This window comes from Pseudochryseolinea flava (assembly GCF_003286915.1).
Lineage (GTDB): Bacteria > Bacteroidota > Bacteroidia > Cytophagales > Cyclobacteriaceae > Ohtaekwangia > Ohtaekwangia flava.
On record NZ_QMFY01000007.1, the window covers coordinates 300,728 to 325,070 of the forward strand.

16 protein-coding genes are annotated in these 24,343 nt (G+C 44.5%); 5 read left to right on the top strand and 11 right to left on the bottom strand.

All coding sequences use genetic code 11. From position 1 onward, the window contains the following. Positions 1–225: 225 nt before the first annotated feature. The 3 genes from DQQ10_RS15390 to DQQ10_RS15400 all read left to right on the top strand — a co-directional run bounded on the left by DQQ10_RS15390 (position 226) and on the right by DQQ10_RS15400 (position 7,268). Positions 226–1,716, top strand: a complete 1,491-nt coding sequence (locus DQQ10_RS15390) for a M48 family metalloprotease (RefSeq protein WP_112747775.1) — start codon at positions 226–228, stop codon at positions 1,714–1,716. 19 nt (positions 1,717–1,735) lie between these two features. Further along, complete coding sequence (locus DQQ10_RS15395; RefSeq protein ID WP_133259664.1) at positions 1,736–3,241, top strand: DUF6770 family protein; 1,506 nt, start codon at positions 1,736–1,738, stop codon at positions 3,239–3,241. A 595-nt stretch (positions 3,242–3,836) separates the two neighbouring features. Then, entirely contained in the window at positions 3,837–7,268 is a 3,432-nt protein-coding gene (locus DQQ10_RS15400; protein WP_112747777.1) for a ThuA domain-containing protein, read from the top strand. Positions 7,269–7,327: 59 nt separating this feature from the next. Here the strand turns inward: DQQ10_RS15400 and DQQ10_RS28125 are convergent, their stop codons facing one another. From DQQ10_RS28125 to DQQ10_RS15415, 3 genes are all read right to left on the bottom strand, one after another. Further along, positions 7,328–9,718 (bottom strand): carbohydrate-binding protein, encoded by a 2,391-nt coding sequence (locus DQQ10_RS28125; protein ID WP_221409740.1) that lies wholly within the window; start codon positions 9,716–9,718, stop codon positions 7,328–7,330. A 424-nt stretch (positions 9,719–10,142) separates the two neighbouring features. Next, positions 10,143–10,823, bottom strand: a complete 681-nt coding sequence (locus DQQ10_RS15410) for a LytR/AlgR family response regulator transcription factor (protein WP_112747778.1) — start codon at positions 10,821–10,823, stop codon at positions 10,143–10,145. A gap of 2 nt (positions 10,824–10,825) precedes the next feature. Beyond that, on the bottom strand, positions 10,826–12,379 hold the full coding sequence (locus tag DQQ10_RS15415; RefSeq protein ID WP_245970431.1) for a sensor histidine kinase: 1,554 nt from the start codon (positions 12,377–12,379) through the stop codon (positions 10,826–10,828). Positions 12,380–12,548: 169 nt separating this feature from the next. Here DQQ10_RS15415 and DQQ10_RS15420 point away from each other — a divergent pair, with 169 nt between their 5' ends. Further along, a complete protein-coding gene (locus tag DQQ10_RS15420) occupies positions 12,549–12,926 on the top strand; it encodes a TMEM14 family protein (protein ID WP_245970432.1) in 378 nt (125 codons plus the stop codon). A gap of 63 nt (positions 12,927–12,989) precedes the next feature. On the opposite strand, the gene DQQ10_RS15425 is transcribed toward DQQ10_RS15420, so the two are convergent. The 6 genes from DQQ10_RS15425 to DQQ10_RS15450 all read right to left on the bottom strand — a co-directional run bounded on the left by DQQ10_RS15425 (position 12,990) and on the right by DQQ10_RS15450 (position 22,146). Further along, on the bottom strand, positions 12,990–14,402 hold the full coding sequence (locus tag DQQ10_RS15425; protein WP_112747801.1) for an efflux transporter outer membrane subunit: 1,413 nt from the start codon (positions 14,400–14,402) through the stop codon (positions 12,990–12,992). Positions 14,403–14,406: 4 nt separating this feature from the next. Continuing rightward, positions 14,407–17,571, bottom strand: a complete 3,165-nt coding sequence (locus tag DQQ10_RS15430) for an efflux RND transporter permease subunit (RefSeq protein ID WP_112747779.1) — start codon at positions 17,569–17,571, stop codon at positions 14,407–14,409. A 48-nt stretch (positions 17,572–17,619) separates the two neighbouring features. After that, positions 17,620–18,792, bottom strand: coding sequence for an efflux RND transporter periplasmic adaptor subunit (locus DQQ10_RS15435; protein WP_112747780.1), 1,173 nt, complete (start codon positions 18,790–18,792; stop codon positions 17,620–17,622). A 286-nt stretch (positions 18,793–19,078) separates the two neighbouring features. After that, the gene (locus DQQ10_RS15440) at positions 19,079–19,948 is read right to left on the bottom strand and encodes a helix-turn-helix domain-containing protein (RefSeq protein ID WP_112747781.1); all 870 of its coding nucleotides are present in this window, start codon (positions 19,946–19,948) and stop codon (positions 19,079–19,081) included. 588 nt (positions 19,949–20,536) lie between these two features. Beyond that, complete coding sequence (locus DQQ10_RS15445; protein ID WP_112747782.1) at positions 20,537–21,499, bottom strand: ABC transporter ATP-binding protein; 963 nt, start codon at positions 21,497–21,499, stop codon at positions 20,537–20,539. A gap of 8 nt (positions 21,500–21,507) precedes the next feature. Beyond that, a complete protein-coding gene (locus tag DQQ10_RS15450; protein WP_112747783.1) occupies positions 21,508–22,146 on the bottom strand; it encodes a hypothetical protein in 639 nt (212 codons plus the stop codon). Between the two features lie 1,112 nt (positions 22,147–23,258). Between DQQ10_RS15450 and DQQ10_RS15455 the strand changes: the two genes are divergently transcribed. Beyond that, the gene (locus DQQ10_RS15455; protein WP_112747784.1) at positions 23,259–23,477 is read left to right on the top strand and encodes a hypothetical protein; all 219 of its coding nucleotides are present in this window, start codon (positions 23,259–23,261) and stop codon (positions 23,475–23,477) included. A gap of 344 nt (positions 23,478–23,821) precedes the next feature. On the opposite strand, the gene DQQ10_RS27760 is transcribed toward DQQ10_RS15455, so the two are convergent. Both DQQ10_RS27760 and DQQ10_RS28425 read right to left on the bottom strand, forming a co-directional pair. After that, a complete protein-coding gene (locus DQQ10_RS27760) occupies positions 23,822–24,031 on the bottom strand; it encodes a hypothetical protein (RefSeq protein WP_133259665.1) in 210 nt (69 codons plus the stop codon). Continuing rightward, positions 23,991–24,206, bottom strand: coding sequence for a transposase (locus tag DQQ10_RS28425; RefSeq protein WP_165823954.1), 216 nt, complete (start codon positions 24,204–24,206; stop codon positions 23,991–23,993). Before DQQ10_RS28425 ends, DQQ10_RS27760 begins: the two co-directional genes overlap by 41 nt. Between the last annotated feature and the right edge of the window lie 137 nt (positions 24,207–24,343).

The following is a 24,343-nucleotide window of genomic DNA, read 5'->3' on the forward strand; positions in this document are numbered from 1 at the left end:
AAATTTGTAGCCCAAATATCTACAGGGGCCACCAAAAACTTAAATCAGGTTAAGAATTAGCAAAAATGGCTGCTTTTACCCATGTTCGCCATAACCCGACCCCAATGATACTTGATCCCCCGGGTTTCGGCAAGGGAAATCTTTACAAATAAAATATCCCCATAAACCGCCTTGCTGTCTTCTGTTATCTCTATTTTAGCGACCTGAAGTTAGCACGGAACCCACTTGAAACTCAGACATACGCCCCCATTGTCGCACCGGCGCAGACGTACATTTTTCGTCGCGCATAGTCTTCTCATCATACTCATTCTGTTGACCGCTCCGCTTTGTGGCTTTGCTCAGTTCACAACCAATTACCAAGCGCTGCCCATTGAAGATACTATACCTCCCACTTACTTATCTGCCTTGAATACACGCCTCTCAGGCGCTCAAGCAGCAATCTCTGAATCTAACAAAGCTGTTATCGCTTCCATTCGGAAATACTTACAAAACCGCACCGACTATGTTATCAGTAGGTTCAACGACGACTACATCATCAGCGATCCAACGTTAACATCTTCCCTGCAACGCCTCTTGAAAGATATTTATGATGCTAATCCACAATTTAAACCGGAGACACACGTATTCGTTTATCGCAGCGAGGCGGTTAATGCTGTAAGTTTTGGCGAAGGAACTATTGCCCTAACGCTTGGGCTACTCGCGCGCATGGAAACGGAAGGACAGATTGCCTTTGTCCTATGTCACGAGTTAGCACATTACCACTACAAACATTCCGACAATAAAATAGTCGCGCTTTCAAAATTGTATAACGACAAAGAGTTCAAGAAGGAAGTCCGTTCGATCAAACGAAGCGATTACGAGCAGATCACTAAGTTTTCCAAGCTCGCAAAATCATTGGAGCTTTCGATCACACATCATGGCCGCGAACATGAGTTCGAAGCGGACTCTCTTGCGCTACGCATGTACCGAAATTTGACTTCTGATGTACATTCCCCGATTCGTACGCTGGAGATTCTGGATAGCGCCGACCGCGATGAATTCCCTAACAATCTCGATCTAAAGACGGCACTTCACACCGACGCATATCCCTTCAAAGACCAGTGGCTTGCGTACACACCATCCAGCACTTGGCACGCAACATCGGAAGATAACGACAGTACGCGTACACACCCCAGTTGTCAGCGACGCATCAAAGCCTTACAGCGTCAAATGAAAAGTCTACCAGCCTGCATCAATAATAAGTTTAATGCAGACGCGCGGAACACGCTTCGTGAACATTGTCGATTTGAACAAGTAGCATCGCTGGTACACTATAAGCGCTATGGCCGCGCACTATTCGAGTCACTCAAACTTGCAGCACGATATCCTGACAATGCCTATGTTCATGCCATCATTGGACAATGTCTCTACCAGCATTACGCTCATCAGCAAAACCATGAACTCGGCAAGGTGTTGTCGCTCCCTGACCCGCGGTTTGCTGAAAACTACGATCGGTTCCTCACCTTCATGCATAATCTTCGACTAAGTGAACTTGCGTCGCTCTCCTATCATTACATGGCGTCACGCAAAGATCGCTACATATCGAATGAAGAATTTCTTTTCGGTTGGTGGATGGCATCTCAAACAGGTGTCGGCAATGTAGCATCCGACGAAATCAAAAAAGCGTACATCAAAACATTCCCGCACGGGAAGTATATTAAAAAGTTTAACAAGTAAAATCCCAATAAATAATACAATGAGAAAAATCTATCTATTCATGTGTTGTATGATGATCGCCATTCAGATGACGGCACAAACATCAAGCACAGAAAATGTTAAAACCGTTAAGCTTCGAAGTGCAGGATCCATTATTCAAAATGGTACCGTGAAAGGTTACTTCAATTTTTACAACGTTGAGAAAAAAGATCGCAAAAACAACAACTACCAACTGACGATAACAGACGAGAACCTTCGTGAGATCAATTCCATTACGATTACGCGCCCGACTACCTATTTACTCGTAGAAGGGATCTTCAACGGAACGTCATTTGGATTTTTGTTTTTCGATCAACAAAAGAAAAGTCTCGAGCTCATCGCTTACGATCAAACGCTAAAAGAACTTGGCAAAGTAACCAAGACCCTAAAGAACAGACAAGGATACGGCACATACATGTACATGGCGCAAGGCAATGAGATGATGACCTCGGTTTTCATTGCTGTGCCTAACAAAGGTTTTCTTTTGTATGGTATCGAAGATGAGTCAAAATGCGATTATGAAATAGAATTTTATGACAACAGCATGAAAAGAGCGTGGGCTATTTATGGTCCAAAAGATGAATTCGATTTTGAGAACGCCGTGGAGGGTTTCCAAAGCGACCAATATATCGGATCTATTGTTATGAGACGCACCGCGCTTCTAGACTTCAATCCAGAAATGGACCTTTTGGTAGTGAACACATCAGACGGTAAACAATTGTTCCGTGTGCCAATGGAAACGTCAAAATACAAAGTGGCACTTGCCGACCTATCATTCGATGCTGCTAAACAGCAGTTCACAATGTTTGGTGAGTACTTCAACAAGGAAGACAACTCGCTGAAAGATCCTAGCCAAGGTTTCATTACCGTAGTGCTTGACATGAAGGGGAAAGTGATTTCTGAAAAAGTTAACAGCTGGAAAAAAGAAATCGCCGCAAAAGTACCTGCAAAACACAAGGAAGCCTTTGAAGAAAAAAGTATACTCTTCCACGATTTTATCAGAACGGCAGACGGAGATTACTTCGCTATCGGCGAGCAGTATAAGAAAGGTGGCACACCGATGACCTTAAAACTAAACATCTACGACATGGTCATCCTCCAATTCGATGCGAATTTTGCTATGAAGAACGTTCACGTATTCACAAAGGAGAAGAGCGATTTTTCAATCCCTGGAATGGCCGGCATGATCGGTGGATCGAAAATGCTTTCATACTTCGCGAAAGGTTATGGCGGATTTGACTATGCTTTCTCTCAGGTAGCTGCAGACAACAACACGTTCATCATCAACTACGTGAACTTTGAACGTGAGAAAGGTCAAAAGGGGAAGAATCAACTCGGTTCTATTGTCTACACACCGGAAAAAACTTTTACGGTCGACAAAATTGATCTTGTTAGAAAAGGGAGCAAATATTTCGTTTACCGCGCGAAGCCTGGCTACGTCATGATTAGCGAATATTTCGAAAAAGAAAAACGCATCGACAGACGACTCGAAAAAATAAACTACTAAGGTTTAAAAACAAAATCATAAGAGAGCCACAGACAAAATGTTTGTGGCTCTTTTCGTTAGAGGACATGTAAACTTCCCTTTAAGCTTTCTGCTTTACGCTACTAGTGTCCGGGGAATTTTTCGTTTTGAAAATAGCCCGCGTTTCTAATCACTAATCTATCGTTTTTGATTGCGTAAAAAAGAAGGCTGTTAAAAAAAACAAATTTAATAGAGCGTGCGTGCGGTGGCCCAACTTAAACGCGGGGGAGTTCAGGCATGTGCGATGGGCAGCATGTTTAAGTTTCCCCTTTTTCTTTTGTTACTTTTCTATTTGGGGAAGCAAAAAGAAAAGTAAGAAGAGGACGATGCTCGAACTTATCAGAGGGACTCAGTAGAACATTCAAAAAGTTGATAAGAGTAAAGTGCGATCCGGTTTTGGGGTCGTTATAAAGAAGCTTTCTCCGGACAACCAGTAGCTTTCCACTTTAAGCTTTCTACTTTCCCCTTTCCAGTACTCCCTTACAAGCTTTCGGGATTGCACTCCAAGTTTTTCAGCAAAGTGCGCATTAACTATGTCGCTTATTTGACATCTAACTTTTGCCCGTTAAATTCACTTATGCCAAACAAAACCTTGCTGCGTCGGTTATTAGCCTTCGTTATTACACTCGTGTTCTTAAGCGCCTGCCAACGTTCATCTACGCCGCGAATCTTAGTTTTTGCGAAGACAAAAGGATGGAAACACTATTCAATCCCTGCTGGACTAAAAGCGCTCCTCAACCTGGGAAACGCTAACAATATCGACGTCGATACGCTGCGTGACGCATCAATTTTCAACGACGATGACTTAAAGGGGTACAATGCCGTGGTGTTTTTGAATACCACGGGAAATGTGTTGAATGCGGAACAACAAGCAGCCTTTGAGCGATATATACAGGCCGGTGGAGGTTTTGTTGGTATTCATGCTGCAGCATGTACAGAATATGAATGGCCTTGGTTCGGAAAACTTGTAGGCGCATTTTTCGCCAATCATCCAATGAATCCCGGCGTTCGTAAAGGTGTGATTGAGGTTATTGACAAGTCTCATCCCGCAACGGCTGGCCTACCCGCAAGATGGGAACGCGAGGAAGAGTGGTACAGCTTTAGAAACTTCTATGCCGGAATCAAAGTCCTTGCGACGCTTGATGAAAATAGTTACGAAGGCGGCACGAACGGAAGCTACCACCCCTACAGTTGGTATCACGAATTCGACGGTGGCCGATCTTTCTACACCGCTGCAGGACACGATGATGCGAGCTATACAGACTCGCTGTTTCTACAACACGTACTCGGAGGCATTCAATATGCCATGAATCACGCTCCCCTCGACTATTCTAAGTCGTACGCCGTTCCTGTTCCCGAAGAAAATCGCTTTGTCAAAACAGTGCTCGTCAATGATTTGAATAACCCTATGGAACTTGCCGTGAGCGATGATGGAAAAATATTCTTTACAGAATTGCGTAGCGGTAAACTGATGATGTTCAATCAGCAGACATCTCAGCACAGCGTGCTTCATCGCTTTAACATTTGCACACGTGGCGGCACGGGTGTAATCGGTGTTACGCTAGATCCTCATTTTAAACAGAATCATCATCTCTATGTGTACTATGCTCCCGCGACAACGGCAGAGCCAATCTATTTTAATCTCTCTCGTTTCACATTAACATCAACATTCACATTCGATTCGTTATCGGAAAAGATACTGCTTAAAGTTCCAGTTCAAGAAAACAGCGGCGCTCACCATGGCGGTTCTCTTGCGTGGGATAAAGATGGAAATCTTTACCTCTCTACAGGCGACAGCTCCAGTCCATTTCCATCGAATGGATACGCGCCTTTAGATGAACGTCCAGGAGCAGAACACTATAGTTTGGATGCACAACGCGGTCCTTCCAATACAAATGATTTAAAAGGAAAAATACTTCGCATCCATCCTACTGCCGACGGGAAGTATACCATCCCGAAAGGAAATCTTTTTCCAGAGGGAACTTTAAAAACACTACCAGAGATCTTTGCGATGGGATGTCGAAACCCTTATCGTATTGCGGTCAATCCAATTACAAACACAGTCTATTGGGGAGAGATTGGTCCGGATGCAGGAAAAGATAGCTTGCAAGGTCCTCGTGGTTACGATGAGTTTAATCAAGCAAAACGAGCAGGAAATTTTGGATGGCCTTACTTCATTGGGAACAATCAACCATATAATCACTGGGACTTTGAGAAGAACATCAAGCGCGAGACTTTTGACGTAGCAAATCCAGTAAACAATTCTCCTAACAATACGGGGCTAACGAAATTGCCGGCGCCTCAACCTGCGATGGTATGGTATCCTTACATGGCGTCCGACAAATTCCCAACACTCGGCCAAGGTGGACGAAGTGCCATGGCCGGAGACTTCTACTCCTATGACGATCAAAACTCGTCGCCGACAAAATTTCCCAAGTATTATGATGGCTGTCTTTTTGTTTTCGATTGGATGCGCAATTGGGTAATGACGATGCGATTTGATGACAATGAAAACTTAAAACGTATTGAGCCATTCATGAGCGGCAATGGTGATTTTAGAAGACCGATCGACATTGCGTTTGGAAAAGACGGCGTGATGTACATGCTTGAATACGGATCTGTTTACGGTATCGACAACGAAGACGCGCGCCTTGTGCGAATCGAATACAACGCAGGGAACCGAGCACCGATTGCTTGCGCTGGAATTCCCGACACAACAGCGTCATCTTGGGACAAGAAAGCAAACCTAACATCGGAACGCTCTTTTCCACAACTGAATAAAATTGTTGGCCCTTGCCCCTTGAAAGTACAATTTAGCAGTAGCCAATCAAAAGATCTAGATGACGACGATGAACTCAGGTTTTCTTGGACAATTCGCGGCGAACAATTTGATGCCGCGAATCCTACATATACGTTTACAACGCCAGGGGTATACTACGCCATTCTTAATGCTACAGACCAACACAACGCTTCCTCACTTGACACCGTCGTCGTATACGCTGGCAACACAGCGCCCGCTGTTGATATTCTCACAAAGGACAACAAGTCCTTCTATTTTCCTGGGCAATCGTTTCGTTACAGTGTTCGTCTCTCCGATGCCGAAGATGGTTCTCCTTTGCCACGCGATGCAGTTGTTAAATTCTCCTATAGCCCGAATAGCATTGCAGCTTCACCTGATCTTATCGCGAAAAATAAATTGACGCAATACCAAGAACCAATACATCCTGGGCAACTGAAAATGATGGACAGCGATTGCAAAGCATGCCATACAACGGATAAGGTATCAGTCGGCCCGTCATACATTCGTATCGCCCAACGTTACCAATCACAACCAGGCGCAATCGACAAACTTGCAAAAAAAATCATCATGGGCGGTGGTGGTAACTGGGGACGTGACCACGTGATGAGCGCACATCCACAGATCAACATGGAAGACGCAAAAGAAATTGTGCGATACATCTTATCCATCGGTGACGTCAAGCTGCACGCTCAACACCTTCCGACACAAGGCAGTTTAAATTTCAATCACACAAAAGAAAGTGAGCCCTTTGGAACATACACCATCCAAGCAAGTTATACGGATAGAGGGTTCAATAATGTGCCTCCCGCACAAGCACAAGAAGTTATTCACTTGCGAAAAAATCAATTCCGACCCATTGACGCTGATGTTTATGTTGGTATTGATCGATGGTCACGCGATTACGGCGTTTCGAAACATAAGGCATACTTCATGTTAAAAAATATTGACCTCACAACGTTAACGGGTTTTGACTTCGAATACATGGCGCCAAAGTACGACGGCGAAATTGAGGTCAGAACGGATTCATATGCCGGACCTGTTATTGCTCGCGCCAAATTCAACAAAACCGGTTGGGACACGACATCGACTACATTCGCCACGATAGAAAAACCGCTACGCGAACGTCATCATCTCTATTTCATTTTTATCAACAGGAACAAACCTAAAGACGAGCTGGTAAAAGTATTGTCAGTCACGGTCAAGAACTAAAAGAAAAGAGCAACAGGCAAATAGCGCTGTTGCTCTTATTTTCTTTAATCGGAACTATATTATTTTTTCTCGAAGCGTGTACTGTGTCTCAGTCTGTCTTTTTGCACTACAACCAGGTGAATCCCCGGGCGGAGTGAACTCACATTGATCTGGCCTTCTTTAACCTGACCAAGTAATACTTCCCTTCCGGTAAGATCGTAGATTGTAACACGACCACCTTCAAGTGATTTCGCGAGTTTGATATTCAAAACATCGTCAGTAGGATTCGGAAACAACGCGATTGGTTCTTCACCAACTTCTTCAAACGCCGGTGTTGCTTCACGCGCAGCGTTACCCGTTCTGGTAATGCGAATCCAATTGATGTTCCAGCCACCAGCGGATGCAAATACACCTACGTTGTACGTTCCTCCTGTTACATTCACGGTATGCGAAACCGTCGTCCAATTTTGCCATCCTCCTGTACCAGGGATGCCAACCTGTCCTAACACAATGGCACCCGCGTTAAGATCAAGAGACAACGTTCCACCTGTACCACCACTGGCTACGCGATACTCAATGAGATAAGCGCCAGTCGATGGGAAGTTGATGCTGTTGTATGCCATCCAATCGTTGGTTTCAATCCAACCCACGTTTGAACCACCACCAGCGTCAGTTGTTACTTCCGTTTGTACACCCAACATCGCACTGTAGTTTTCAGCCTGAATAGTTTGTGAAGCACTTGCAGCTGATCTTACGCGAATTGAAGAAGCGCGATCATTCCAACCCGCTCCCACTAAACAACTGTTGTCGCCAGTGATCGTAATTGACGCGCCACCATAGTTGTCGTGCTCGTAAAGAACAACTTCATAACCAGCATTTACGCGAAGTGAAGAAATATCGTCGTTAACAATGCCACGCGATACAAGTGCAGACAATGTGTAGTCGCCAGCTGGAACGGAAACTGCTGTACCGGCATAATTACAATCTTTATAGAACGTAGCTACACCGTTAGACGCAACGGGGATGCTACCGGTCACAAAATAACTACCCAACGAAGCATAGTCCGAGTAACCATCTGTTGCAGGATTGCCAGCGCCTGTATTGTCAACAGAAAGGTAATAAGTGCCCGCACTAACACTCGCGCTAAGAGACGCATTCAAACCTGCTGGGTTCGACGTCGCGATTACGCCACCAGAACTGTTATATAAACGTGCAATGATATCGAGATCGCCATGGCGCGATACGGTATTGATATTTAGATTAATTGTGCCTGACCCACTATTAAAAGAAAAGAAGTCAATATCCGTGTTGCGTTCAATAATACCTGAACGGTTTACACTACCAGAAGCAATTGCCGTGGCTGATCCTGTGCCATTGCCATAGTCATCATCACGGTAACCAACATTGTACGTGCCGCTCGTAATTTTTGCAAGATCATCTTCTGTATTGTTTGCAAAATTATACTGGCCTCGACTCCATTGCGTGATCGGTTCGTAATAACCAACGCCCATGATTGGCGCCCAATCGCCGTGACCAGCGAAATAACCTTCACTAGGATTTGTTCTTCCATCGTGACCAAGTCCGAAGGTGTGACCGATTTCATGAGAAGAAGCCTCACCTGCACCTTTACCGCTGAGTACGAATGTCCAGCACGGTGTATCGTCATTCCAATTAAATGAACCGATATAGGCAACACCGCCTGCACCAGGCGCTGCTGTGTTTGTCGGCGTGATAATACAACGCATGCGCATGTTCTTTGGATATGAATTGAACACAGCTTCGTTGGTTGTAATATTCAAATGGAACGGGCGAAAATCTTCCGCTACAACTTCCCATGCCTCTTGCACGAGCGCATCGCTCATACCACTTGGTGCCGCGTTAATCGGATTACCATTATTCCAAGGTGTTCCGGAAACGTAGTGGCCATCAAAGTCAAGCAACACGCAACCACGTGCCCCCGGGAAACTTTGTAGGTTAGTAAGCGCCATCACAGAAGCGTTCGCATCGACGTGCGATTTCGCTGGCGTTGGCATTTTTTCATAATTCACGCACAACACTTTGTTGATGTCAACCCGTTCAATAAAGGCATTTCCATTAGCATCCGTAGTGTACTCGTATGCCCGGTTTTCAGAACGAATAATAATATTTCCTTTGACATCGCTGCCATCCGCATTGATGACAAAACTTGATCCTTTCATTCCAGCAACCTCCCCAACGAGATAAGTTGAACGCGCATCTTTATCATCCCGATAGGTAACAGACAATTTCAGCGTCTCGTTGTTGCCCACGTTTAGATCAATCATGCTGCGGAATTTTGCATTGGCCGTAGTGCGCAGTTTTGTTTGGATGTTTTCACGGAAAGTCGAAGCTTTTCCAAGGGGTACTTTCTTAAAACTTTGCTGCGCATAAGTCAGCGTCCCGGCGAAGAGCGATAGTATGAATGCCATACATATCCTGTAATTGTACTTCATAGTAAGTGGGTTAAGTTAAATATATAGTTTAGGTAAAAGACAATACGTTAACCGTTCAAGTACACTGGCACTTGATTCAAATTCAATTAGCAATTCGCATGATTGAGGTTACGGCGTGAAAATGACAGACTCACCAGACTGCGCCTAGCGGATGCGTTGTAAATGTCCGCTCGCACATCCAGCGATGTACTACATTTTCACAGGTGTCGCGATGTTATGGGAAATCGCAACGATTGTGGGAGTGATTGTAAAGAAAGCATGAGAAAGGCCTGAAGTCAATAAATTCAATACATCAAGAATACATCATATCGACTTTTACGTTACTTCAATCTTTACACTTCTTAATTTATACCTGGAAAATCCGGTATCCTTTTGATCAAAATGAAAATATAGAGCTTCCCCAGGCCGCATCATAGGCAGTCGTTTAACGGACCAGTTCGGATGCTTTTTCAGCGAAGCCGGGACCAATGGGAATTTCGTTCTCTCCTACCCAAACGGTTCGTTTATCCAAACGCGTTACGTGTAATTTCGAAACGATATAGAAACGATGAACACGCACAAAAGTCGTAGGAGGAAGTAAATCGGAAGCCTCAGTCATAGTAAGACGTGAGATGATTTTCTTCCCATCAATCACAAATTGCACATAGTTACCATTACTTTCTACATATCGAATAGCGGCAAGCGCTACTTTAATCTGTTCATAGCCGCTTTTGATAAATACATGATCTTTTATTGGCTGTTGATATCGAAGTTGATGCTGCTCAAATGCTTTGTTGCAGGCTTTCAAAAACCTCGTCAACGCGATAGGCTTTAATAGGTAATCGATGGCGTCAAGTTCAAAACTTTGAACAGCGTGTTCGCTATACGCAGTCGTAAAAATAACCATGGGCGGTTGGTGAAGTGCTTTCAGAAAATCAATACCAGAAATGTCTGGCATTTTGATGTCGAGAAAAATAAGATCAACGGAATGCATCTTCAAGAAGTCCATTGCTTTAAAAGCATCCGTAAACGATCCTATTAAATCGATATGTTCGGTTTTCGACGAAAACGTTTTGATCACTTCAAGCGCGATCGGCTCATCATCAATAGCGATTGCTTTTAACATGTCTATCGAAGTTCTAGGGACAGTTTGGCAATGTATTCATTTTCAACCACAGATGTCGTCATTTCGTGCTGGTTCGGGTAGAAGAGCACAAGCCGCTGACGAACATTCTCCAACCCTATCCCGCTGCTATGCTTCTCCGGATCATTTGCTTTCGACGCAGAAATACTGTTTCGCACCGTAAATTCCAATCGTTCATGAGTACAACGAAGCTCAACTTTTATCCATGATGGCATTGTCATACTTATCCCATGCTTGAAGGCATTTTCAATAAACGTGATTAACAGCATCGGACTGATCTTTTTTTCGCCGCAATGAAGTTCGTCAATGTCCACGGTAACTTGAACATTCTCCAGCAATCGAAGTTTTTGCAATGAAACATAATTATCGATGTACGCAATCTCCTTGTCAAGTGCGATAAAATCTTGATGGTTTTCATGTAACATGAAGCGCATCATGTCACCTAACTTTTGAATCCCTTCTGCAGCGTTCGGCGCATTTTCGCGAAGTGCCGTACCATACAAGGTATTTAAGGCATTGAATAAAAAGTGCGGATTAATTTGTGCGCGCAATAATTGCAGGTCTGCACTTGTTCTCGTGATGGTTTCCTCTGCGCCACGCAGCGCCATGAATTTCTCCTTGCGTTGCTTGTAATAGAGCCATGACAAGGGTGTTACAATAGCGAATTGCACAATCCAAGAGGTGACGAATATTTTACCAACGTTCGGGCCGGGTAGAATGGATAATTTAAAAAGGATTATCGAAAAAGAACTCAGTATGACAATGGCAAAAACTTTCAGTAAGGTGCTCAGCGAAAGCGGCTCATCATTCGACGTCGGATAAATCAAATACACATTAAAGAAGAATACGACGAGCGAGCTTGGAAAAATAGCGAGGTAAACAACAACGATTGCCGGACTAAACGCGACATCAAATACACCAAAGATGGCCAGTAATGAAAAATAGATAATTACGACTAGGGCAATCTGGTTAACGACCATTGTTCGAAACAATTGATGATTGGTGTTTTTATCGATACCCGTAATGATTGCTTCGCGCACAAAGCCATACACGACATAAATCAAAATCAGAATAACAGCCCGATCAAGGCCAAACCATATCACGGTCAGAGGCTGCTCGTTGTACCCCAATATTGCTAAAGACCTCCAACCACCATAATTGAAAAAATGTGGATGAGCAAAATAGGTAGCAACATTGGTAGCGAACGCAACCACAAAACCTACAAGTAAAATGTGAAGCGGGATTTTCAACAACGGCGTGAGACGAACGTCGCCGCTTAGTAGCACTTCTTTGACAAGCCTTACAACATACAAACTGAGCCAGTAATAACATCCCATCAGCACGAGGCGAATCCCCAACTGTGGACCTAGTATGTTTTGAAAATATCGGAACGGTAAACCGTGTTCGCGATAGACTGTTTCGAGGTAAGTACGTTCACCCGGCGACATCATCATTGCGTTGAAACAATCCGCAGCCATTACAGACAATGTTAGGATTGCGACCAGGTAGCCCTCATACTCACGCCATTTAATTTTCATATCTCGTTTTTTCTTCAACATTACGCGCTTTCTTTTCACCGTATTGGCAAATGTGATGGAGCTTCATGAAAATGTGACGAAGCGACCAAATACGGTAAATTTTCAATCGCGGAATGCGTGAATGTGGTTGATGGTTGTATCTTAAAGAAAATTTTAACCATCGCGTACTATGCAAATCTCTGCACTGTTGTACTTCTACGGAACATTCTTGATTACCTGTGGAATCGTTGCTGTCGCCTTTATAGGTCTCAAAGCGAAAACGGCCTTGGCTTCTGGAGGAAGTGCCGGTGTAATTGCCATTCTTGTAGGATGGCTTCATGCTAATCAGAACGCATCCGCCGCTTGGGTAGGCATTCTTTTATCTTTAGCACTACTCGTTGTTTTCTCGTGGCGCGCCACAAAAACACTTCAAAAAGTCTTCGAGCTTATTCCAGCAAAACATCCGGACCTCAATGGGAAAGGAATTGCATTTTTAATCATTGCGTTAATGGCCGTGATGTCGCTTGTCGTCCTTATGATACAAGTTGTTTCGATGGCCAGCACATAAAAAAAGCACGCTGCCAGTTTCATTCAACCGACAGGTGCTTTTACCTAACCCCAAAGTTTTATGTTATTTCCATCCACCACCGAGTGCACGATAGAGTTCTACCTGCGCGCTTCGCTGTTGTCTGATAATAATTGACTCTTCAATACTTGCACTCAACGCACGACTTTGCGCTGTGATTACTTCCAGATAATCCGCCATGCCACTCTTGAATAACAATTGAGCGTTGCTTACGGCTGTCTCAAGACCATTAACGCGATCGTGTGCAAACGTACGCTGATCTGCTGTTCCCTTGAGTTTTACCAAGGCATTTGTGACGTCATGCACCCCTACCGTTACTGCCTGGCGAAATGCTATCACACTCTGCTCACGCTGCGTCTTTGCAATTTCATATTGCGTACGAAGCGCTCTTCGTTCAAAGATCGGCTGCAACAAAGTTCCGCTTGCCAATCCAAACACAGATGTTGGAACAGAAAACCAATCACTCGCTTCAAACGCATTTAATCCGCCAGAAGCGCTGAGTGTCAACGATGGATACCGATTTGCTTGCGCAACACCTACCCTTGCGTTCGCGGCCAACAAGGCCTGTTCACTTGCACGCACATCAGGACGCAAGCTAAGCAACGCTGCTGGTACACCTGTGGCATACACCGAATCCAACAGGGCGTTGTCGTAAACTTCGCGATCGATCGTTCCTGGATAGTCGCCCAACAACAAACGCAAACCATTTTCTTGAAGTTGAATCGACTGCAAGAGTTGTGCTCTCAGCAATTTTGCTGTCTGCGCTTGTGCTTGCGCTTGTTGCACCGCCAACGAAGTCACTTGTCCCGCAGACTTTTGCAACGACATGATCGTTGTCGTACTATCGCTTAGGGCTACGTTACGTTCTGCAATAATCAACTGCGCATCAAACATCTGCAAGGTGAAATAAGCATCTGCCACGGCTGCAATTACACTTGTCTGCACCGCACGCGTTGCTTCATAACTCTGAAGATAGTCTGCCATAGCGGCCTCTTTTCGATTCTTGATTTTACCCCAAACATCGATCTCCCACGACAACGTCGCTGACACAGAATAATCCTCGATGTGATTCGTTTTCAAAAACGAGCTTAAGCTGATACCATTCAAGCTATTGCCCGATGGATTCACAGTTGATGCGGAAGCTTGCGCCGAAAGTGCCGGAAGCCATCCTACTTTAGCTTGCTTTGCCAACGATTGGTAAACCTCTACGCGTTTTAGAGCTTGCTGATAATCAAAATTGTTTGTCAATGCCTTGTCAATAAGGGCAACCAACTTTGCATCCTTGAAAAACACTTTCCAATTCTGTAGAGCAAGACTACTATCGCCCGTAGTTTGTGCGCTATAATTTTCGGGCAACTTTAAGTCAGGTCGCGTATAGTTGCGGTTTGCGGAGCAACTCCAGAGTACCGTTACAGCAACTAATATGACTACGATATATTTTTTAAACACTGCGTTCATGTATTTAGATAGTTTGAGGTTCGACACTTGAATCAGCATGAGCTTCACTCTTTGAACTCACGCGTTCATGCCAGTATTGGAAAATCACGAACAGTACGGGTATCACAAATACACCAAGCAATACCCCGGTTAGCATTCCTCCCAACGCACCCGTACCGATCGATCGATTTCCTAACGACGATCCACCCGTTGCCCATGTAAGTGGTAATAATCCTACCACGAAAGCGAATGATGTCATCAAGATCGGACGAAGACGAAGGCGCGATGCTTCCAAAGCCGCATCAATTAACGTGTGACCACTCTTGCGTTTTTGAACAGCGAATTCAACGATCAAAATTGCATTCTTCGCCAACAGACCAATCAACATGATTAACCCGACTTGAACGTAGATGTTGTTTTCAATACCAGCGATTCCAATGAAAGCAAACACACCTAAGATTCCTGTAGGGACAGTGAGGATAACGGCCAGTGGAAGAATGTAACTTTCATATTGTGCTGCTAGAAGGAAGTATACAAAAAGCAAGCTGAGCAAGAAGATGATACTGGTTTGTGAACCGGATCCCAATTCTTCACGCGTCATACCCGAAAACTCGTACGAGTATCCTCTCGGCAGCGTTGCTTCTGCAACTTCTTGAATGGCTTTAATCGCATCACCAGAGCTGTAACCAGGCTTAGGCATACCGTTGATGGTAACGGAATTGAACAGGTTGTTTCGTGTTACCGTCTCTGGTCCATAAGTTCGCTCAAGCGATACCACCGACGACACAGGCACCATCTTGCCAGCTTCGTTCTTGACAAAGATGTTTTGTAACGACGATGCGTCCGTTCTATAGTCAATGTCTGCTTGGACAATCACACGATAGAACTTTCCAAATCGGTTAAAGTCTGATGCGAAGCTGCTACCATAATACACTTGAAGCGTTTGCAAGAGTTCGCTGATAGATATACCCAACTGCTTGGCTTTCGCTTCATCGATCTTGATGTTGTATTGCGGATTACCTGTGCTAAACGTCGTGAAGGCGTAAGCAATCTCAGGTCGCTTAAAAAGTTCACCGATAAATCCCTGTGCAGTGGCGTTAAGCTTGTCGAGTTGACCACCCGTACGATCTTGTAAGATAAATTCAAAACCGCTGGTGTTACCGAACCCTTGTACCGTCGGGAAGACAAACAAAAACACATTCGCTTCTTTGATGGCGCTGAACTTCTGGTTAATCAAACCGATCACCTCGTCAATGCTGTTGTATTCACCACGTTCCCCAGGTGGTTTCATTCTGATAAAACCTACGGCATAGTTCGAGCTGTTCGCGTTGGCCACGATGTTTAATCCCGTAACAGCACCCGTCCTTTCCACTGCTTCAACATCTTTCAAAATCACGTTGATCTTGTCCATTACTTTTTGTGTGCGATCAAGCGAAGCCCCTGGCGGAAGATTCACAGAATAAACAATGAATCCCTGGTCTTCTGTTGGAATAAATCCTGTTGGCGTGGTTCTCATCAGATAAACCGTTACGGCCGTTACAACGACAAGACCGGTAATGGCAATCCACTTTCTACCAATCAAGAATTTTATGCTTTTGGTGTATCGTTCTGTTGTCGCTTCGAAGCCAGCATTAAAGGCTTTGAAGAAACGTTTTCCAAATCCGGCTTTCTGGTTTTCGTCGTGGCCATCACCATGATTACTCTTTAAGAACAACGCACACAGTGCTGGGCTTAAGGTCAACGCGTTCAACGCAGAAATCAAAATGGCAATCACGAGGGCAAAGGCAAACTGCTTGTAGAAAATCCCAGCAGGACCTTGCATGAATCCAACAGGAATAAACACGGCCGCCATAACCAACGTAATGGAAATGATTGCACCCGAAATTTCATTCATCGATTCAATCGTTGCAGCTTTAGCTGATAACTTCGTACGCTCAAGTTTCGAGTGTACGGCTTCAACTACCACGATCGCGTCGTCTACCACAATACCGATCGCAAGCACAAGTGCAAACAGCGTCAACAAGTTGATCGTAAAGCCGAACAATTGCATAAAGAAGAACGTACCGATAATCGCTACCGGAACAGCAAGTGCGGGGATGAGTGTTGATCTAAAGTCCTGCAAGAACACAAACACCACTAAAAACACCAGGATGAAAGCGATGATTAGCGTTTCCTCCACTTGATAGATAGAGTCGTCCAAAAATTCTTTCGCGCTAAACATCGTGAAGTATTCTACGCCTTTTGGAAAAGACGTAGACGCCTTCTTCATTACCTTTTCAGCTTCCGTAAGGATGTCATTAGCATTAGATCCTGCACTTTGAAAAAGAGCAATACCAATACCTGGCTTTCCTTCGATAACGGTGTTTGCACTATACGCAAATGAACCAAACTCAACACGGGCAACATCTTTCAAACGGATCATAGAGCCATCACCCGCTGCTTTCAAAATGATATTCTCAAAATCTTCATTCTTCGACAATTTGCCTTTGTATTTCAAAATGTATTCGAACGACGCTGTACTACTCTGGCCAAAACGACCCGGTGCGGCTTCCAAGTTTTGTTCTTTAATGGCATCGAGCACATCTTGCGACGAAAGATTGTAGGCTGTGAGACGATCTGGCTTCAGCCACACACGCATCGAATAATCGCGTGCACCGAACACCATCGCTTGACCTACCCCTGGCACACGTTGTAGTTCTGGTATGATGTTGATCTTGGCATAATTCTGCAGGAACGTTTCATCATAGGTTGTATCATTACTAAAAATGAGCGGCACCATGATCATACTATTCTGCTGCTTTTGCACAGAGATACCCGTCTGCACAACTTCCTGAGGAACTTGGCTGATGGCTTTCGACACACGGCTCTGCACGTTCACAGAAGCGAGATCAGGATCTGTTCCTGTCTTGAAGAACACGTTCAACGTCATCGTTCCATCGTTACTTGATGTCGACGTCATGTACGTCATGTTCTCAACACCGTTGATGGCCTCTTCAATGGGCGTAGCCACAGAACGCGCTACCACTTCGGCGTTCGCACCAGGATATACTGCGGTAACCTGTACCGTTGGCGGCGCGATGTCTGGAAACAACGTGATGGGCAACGTGAACAAGGATAATAATCCTAAAAGCGTGAGTATAATGGAGACTACAGTCGAAAGGACTGGTCTTTCAATAAATTTTCTTAGCATGAGAAATAAGTTTTAAAAATCGCTTCAATGAGTGGTGATGTTATTGCATCACTTTCCTTTTTGAAGACTGTCTAGAGATACAGGCTGTGGATCAATCACGGTACCGTCGCGGAGTTTGTCGAGACCTGCATACACAATGCGATCACCAGACTTCACACCTGTCGACACGAGATAAAAGTTTTCAAATCTATCCGCCACACCGATCGGTGTACTGGTCACCATATTTTTAGCATCCACCGCGAGTACAAAAACTTTATCTTGAAGTTCAAACGTTGACTCCTGCGGTACGATTACAGCGCCATCGACCACGCGTGGAATACGAATCTTACCTGTAAGACCAGATCGCAGCAATCCATCGGCGTTCGGGAAAATAGCACGGAAAGCAATGGCACCGGTTTGATCATTGAACTGTCCTGATACAATTTCAACTTTACCCGTATGCGGGTAAATCGAATTGTCGGCCAACGCTAGGGCTACTGGCGGAATTTGACGAAGCTTCTCTTCCAGGGTCTTGCCAGGAATGTTCTTCGTAAAATTCAGGAAGTCTACTTCACTGAATGAGAAATACGCATAAACAGCTTTCACTGCCGACAATACCGTTAAGGGCTCGACGGTACTCATACTCACCAAGCTTCCTGTTTTAAAAGGAATCTTGCCGAGGTATCCGTCTGCAGGTGCCTTCACACTGGTATAGCCCACATTGATAGAAGCGCTTTGAACCAAGGCGAGCGCTTCATTTACACTGGCTTGCGCAGCGTCACGTGCAGCTTCAGCTTCCTTCAATTGAACATCAGAAACCACATTGTTGGACACGAGTGGTTTTATCTTTTCAACATTCAGTTCTGCCGTAGCAAGATTTGCTTTCGCTGTGGCAAGGCGGGCGTTGGCCGTATTATGCGCTTCACGATAAATACGATCATTGATAATAAAAAGCGTCTGTCCCTTCTGCACATAAGCACCCTCATCAACAAGAATGCGATCAATATAGCCACTCACTTGTGGACGTATTTCAATATCTTGAATCCCTTCGATCGTCGTTGAAAACTCTTGATATGTTGTGGCTTGTTTTTGCGCTAGTACAAGTACAGGAAATTGTTGAGCAGGTGCCGCAGCTGCGGCCTCTCCTCCTTCCGACTTCGTGCACCGTGTCAGCAATAGCGTTCCCGCTACCAGCGACAGGGTGAATATGGTTACGGCTTTGTAGTTGTTCTTGAAATTCATAAACGGTTTCGGTTAAAAAATTATTAAGTGGTTGTTAGCTTTTTGGCAATCGAACTATTAACGCCTCGTCGCTAGCGGTTGATCTTGTACGCGATGGTTTCCTTTTCAGCAAGCATGAAATGACCAACAGCAATTGGCAAATGACTAAAAGCCACACGCCAATGACCAACTGCTAAAAGCAAAGTGCTAAAAGCGAAATGTCTAAATACTAATGATGGTGGTTGAACGAGGTTGCGTGAACAAAGTTAGTGGTGCAAGTCTCGAATTGATTTACATAATCAGGGCATTAATTGTACTTTTCACGGATCGTGCGCTGAAAAGCGCTCGGCGTAAAACCAGTATGCTTTTTGAAGTAACGATTAAAATAGGAATCATCCTCGAAGCTCAATTGTCCTGCAATTTCTTTCAAATTGTAATCCGCCCAGAAGAGAAGACGCTTCGCCTCCATGATTCGCTTCTCATCGATCACTTGCTTTGCCGTTCTTCCTGTCGTTGTCTTGATTAAATCATTCAAGTGACCCGGTGTCACAGACAACATCTCCGCGTATTGCGCTACCTGAGTTTTCTCTTTGAACTGTGCATCTACATAGGACTTGAATTGCTCGACAATCTTGTTTGAACTCATGTCCATCATCATGATAGAGGCCATGGCATCACGCATCCTCGCGATCGTAATGATAAACGCATTCAACAAGTTGCGTATGATTATCTCTTTCTTCGGTTTATCGCTTGAAAATTCCTTTAACATGAGGTCGGCATACACGCGCAACTCTTCCATGTCCTTTTCATCGGCATTCAGAATCACGTTGGTAAACATACACTCCCAACAAGCAACCCAACGCTTCATCTCAGCAATCAGAAAATCTTGGCTGAACGAAATACAAATCATTTCAGCATCATCAGCGGATTCGTATTGATTGATTTGATCAGGCCCGATGCAAATAATCGCGGGGGCATGAATCTCATGACGATCGAAGTCAATGTACCGTGTCATACTTCCTTTCAAAAGCAACGATACGTTGTAACCTTCCTGACGATGAGGGATTTGCAACTTACCGAGCACGTCAACGGTGGTCATATGCGCAATGGCAAAATCGTTTTCGCCAGAGCAATGCATAAAATTATAAACGGGAATAACAGATTCGGTTGTGTGCATACGTTAGTCGTTAGGGTAAGGTTAGTAATGCCGCTTGGAGAGAAAAAGTTCGGAGAAGGGTAGCTTTTTTTGAAATCAGTGAGCTTTTTTTGGGACTAACAGTCGTTGGGAAGTTTCGTTAATCGTGAATCGTTAATCGTGAATCGTTAGACGTGAATCGTGAAGAGAATACCATTGTGCCGCGGGCCCTTTAGAAATTCTAACAGCATAACTCAACCACCCCCGAACGGGTGACATGATTCTACCAAACCCGAAGCAGAACTCAACCAACCCCGAAGGGGTGACACGATTCTAACAGCAGAACTCAACCAACCCCGAAGGGGTGACATGATTCTACCAACCCCGAAGGGGTGACATGATTCTACCAACCCCGAAGGGGTGACATGATTCTACCAACCCCGAAGGGGTGACATGATTCTACCAACCCCGAAGGGGTGACATGATTCTAACAGCATAACTCAACCAACCCCGAAGGGTGACATGATTCTAACAAAGCAGAACTTAACCCCGAAGGGGTGTTAATATTGCTTAGTCGTGAAATGCTTCCTTAATTGTGACAAACCGCAGCCACTCATACGCGCGCAGTTCTCAAACCACTGCCACCTTAACCTTCTTTCCCTCTTTGATGTGATTGCCGATAACTCTTACCGTAACAATCTGACCGTCGACGTCGATCTCCGCTTCTGCAAAACCTCCAAGAAAATTGATTTTCTTGATCTTTCCTGTCGCGCCTTTCTTCGTAGGACCGACCAGTGAGAAGCTCTCGGGTCTGATTAAAATATTCTTCGTCTTACTTTTCAGCTTTAGCCCTGGAAAAAGTTTTGCCTTGGCTGGCGGAATCACATTATACTTTCCAAAAAGACCAGCAACATATTCATTCACAGGCTCGCGATAAATTTTATCGGGCGTTCCTTGCTGAACGATCTTTCCATCTTTCAACACGATGATCTTATCTGCCCACGGCAGTGTATCATCGGGATCGTGTGATACCAGCACACAGGTTATCTTCAATTTTTCGCCGATGTCACGGATAACATCTTTCAATGTATTTTTGTGTGGAAGATCCAAATGTGAGAAGGGCTCATCCAGTAAGAGCAGTCGTGGCGAAGAACACAGCAAACGCGCCATCGCGATGCGTTGCTTCTCACCACCAGAAAGCTGATCTGTTTTACGTTTTAATAAATGGCTGATCTGACAGACCTCAAAGAGGGTTGCCGCCTCTTCTGCAGATAACATGTTCGCATACTCCAATACTTGCTCAACACGTAAAAACTTGGGAAGCTCAAAATGCTGCGACAGGTACGCAATGCCCGGATGACCCGGCACCAACTTTTCAAACACAGCATCGTGTACAGATTTTTGTTCAAAGAAGATTTCCCCTTCGTCAGGACGCGCAAGTCCGGATATCAATTTCAACAATGTACTTTTCCCCGACCCTGTCTCCCCCGCGACCACTATCTTTTGGAGTTTGCGTTGTGTGAAGGAGATATCTTGCAAGACAAAATCTTGTGCAATAGCTTTCTTAACCGATGATAGTTTGAGCAGGGTCATAGTGTTCTCTATTTATGCTTATTTTCCCATGTATCCATTTTGATCTTTTCGATCAATAACGTGTTCTTAAATTCGTGAACCGCTTTGGCCATCTCTCCTTCTCTTACTTGCAACGCTTCGTACTCGCGATCATGACTTTCAATCACGGGCTTTAACTTGGCCAGATTATCCTCCATGCCTTGAATGGTTGCCGCAATCTGCTCGCGCTCATCGCTGCTAAGCGTTGTATCGCCAGTCTTGACGTGATGCAGCGTCATTACTTCTTCAATGTATTGAATCATATCCCAAGGGTTGTTGGGACGATTCCATGTGAATTGAATGTTACACTTGCGGCATTTATAGCGGTTACTTTTCCAACCTCTTTCGTCCTTGTCTGTGCCGACAAGTTTGATCATGTCGCGCGTTTTGCACTTCGGACATTCAGCATTGTCCTTCACGAGTTTGCCAAGTTGTTCCCGCTCCTTCAAAATGTGTGCGCGTGTGTCAGCGTGTTCGTCGAGGTGTTCAATGAATTTATCAACCGCAGCTTCTACCTGACGGTTCTCCTCTCCTAGCTTACCTTCTCCAATCAGTTGCTTTGCTTTCTTCTTAAAGAAAGTAGCAACTTTCACCAATTCACGTTCATCAGCCTTATAGTTTGGATTCATGCGCAGCGTGCTTTGTCAAAAATATCAAATCAAAGGATTCAACCGCGTGTTGATCGCAGAAAGATTTACCAGCCCGCATTAACTAATCGTAGTTAGGAACGGTCGCGGTCGGTTATCTGTTATCTGTTATCTGTTATCCGTTATCAGTTATCGGTTGGTTTGTGTCCATTGCTTCACGTCAATTTTACAAGACATTGATTGTCGCTGATAATCCTGAACGAAAATGATCACGCTCACATCTTCGCGCGACTTTATTTCCTTCGCGAAACTTGGCGGCACTGTTCTCAAACGAAGCGCAGGCAAAGTTCGCACCGCTAACACCACGTGACCACCGCGCAGACTTGAACCAGTCTTTGAGATAGACTTGCGCGAGGTGGGTGCATTTTACCTTTCAATTCTAGAATCGACATTTGTTTTGACATAACTTTAAATTTTTCGTGAACCATTTATTTTCTACACAGGCCTTTGAACCATCACCATTCGCTAATATGGCTAAGGCTTTCTGTGCCGTTAATGTTTCAAATCTATCGGAGCAGTTCGCAACCAGTTTGCGTAGTAAAAAACTTTTGTAAATATTTTTAAGTTGTTTTCCAGATCCTTTTTACGGAGCTGTCCGCTACATGTTCCCTGTGATAGCGGAGAAATAGCGGACACGTAGCAGACATATACGGGACATATACGGAGGAAACAGCGAGGAAAGCCGGGAAAAGGCCATCTGAACAAAAAGAAAGATGGCTTAGAAAGAAGGTAGACATTGACATAATTTGTCACACTTGTTACAACGGAATGGGATTAGCATATTAGTCTGCCGTTTTTATTCACGTCAGTCGTAAATTGACACGACATGATAATCGCTAATAAACCATGAACAAAAATGTTTACCAACTGATCATCGCGCACTTTGTTTCCTGCGCGAAACTTGGCGGCATAGTTCGCAAGTGTATGCGTCGACGAAGTTCACTCCTTCACTCCATTAACACCGCGCATGTCATTGCTCAGACTTGAAACCAGGCAGTGATAAGACACTTGATTAGGTGGTAATGAAGACTTGCATGAGGTGGAGTAATTTGAAGATTCCAAGTACCTTTTCTTTACGCGACAAAAACACTTAAATGAAAACATTTTTACTCATCGCTGGTTCGGTAGCTGCATTGATTACACTACAGCTATTGATTATGACCGGTTACGCCATAACCTCACTAATATCCCATAAATACACTGATGAAGATCAAAAGAGAATTCTTCTATTGCTTACCTTCCCAGGTATCGGGTTACTTATTTTTGGCTCACTCACGTTCTTTCTATTTCGGAAAGCAGCGGCCAAAAACTAATCAGGGATAGAATCTCCTAGCGCAAGTCCTGGTTCTTGGGCGTTGCACGTGAGCCGAGAGACTAGGACCTAAAACACTTTCAGTCTTTAGCTGGTTCAAGTCTTGCGCGCTGCACGTGGGCTGAGAGACTTGGACCTAAAACATTTTCAGTCTTCAGACTGATCCCAAGTTTAGATCAATAACACTTCGATCACATTATCCGTCCGTCTCGAATAACTATAACTACCCGCACTGCTGTACAGATAGTCTTCAGGAAACCTTTAGCTAGTTCAAGTCTTGCGCGCTGCACGTGGGCCGAGAGACTTGGACCCAAAACATTTTCAGTCTTCAGACTGATCCCAAGTTTAGATCAATAACACTTCGACCACATTATCCGTTCGTCTCGCATAATTACCCGCACTGCTGTACAGATAGTCTTCAGGAAACCTGACGTAACCTGATACCACTGGATTATTATGAATGTAATCTACCGTCTTATCTACCTTCTCATTTGTATTGAGCTCAATCGGATGGCTATGCTGCTGGCCAAAACTGATAGGTTTTGTTGTTAACATTCCTTGATCCTGCCCTCTTCAATAACCACAAAAGCAATTCACGGCGACTTTCTTGCGAATTGTTTTCGATCGCTTCTGTAATCTTAACAGAAGTATATTTCTTCAAATCACGAATGACACCTTCTAATGTCTGTTTACCTTGTCGGGCGATAATCATGTGAACGTGACTGCTCATCACACAATAAGCTGAGGAGCAACCTGCCAGGGATAGGTTCTCCCGACAGAATGTCGATCATTGAAAGGGATGTTGTTGAGTCAACATCCTTTTTCATTTTCAAATATTCTGGAGGGCATATGCCTAAAAAAACCTTA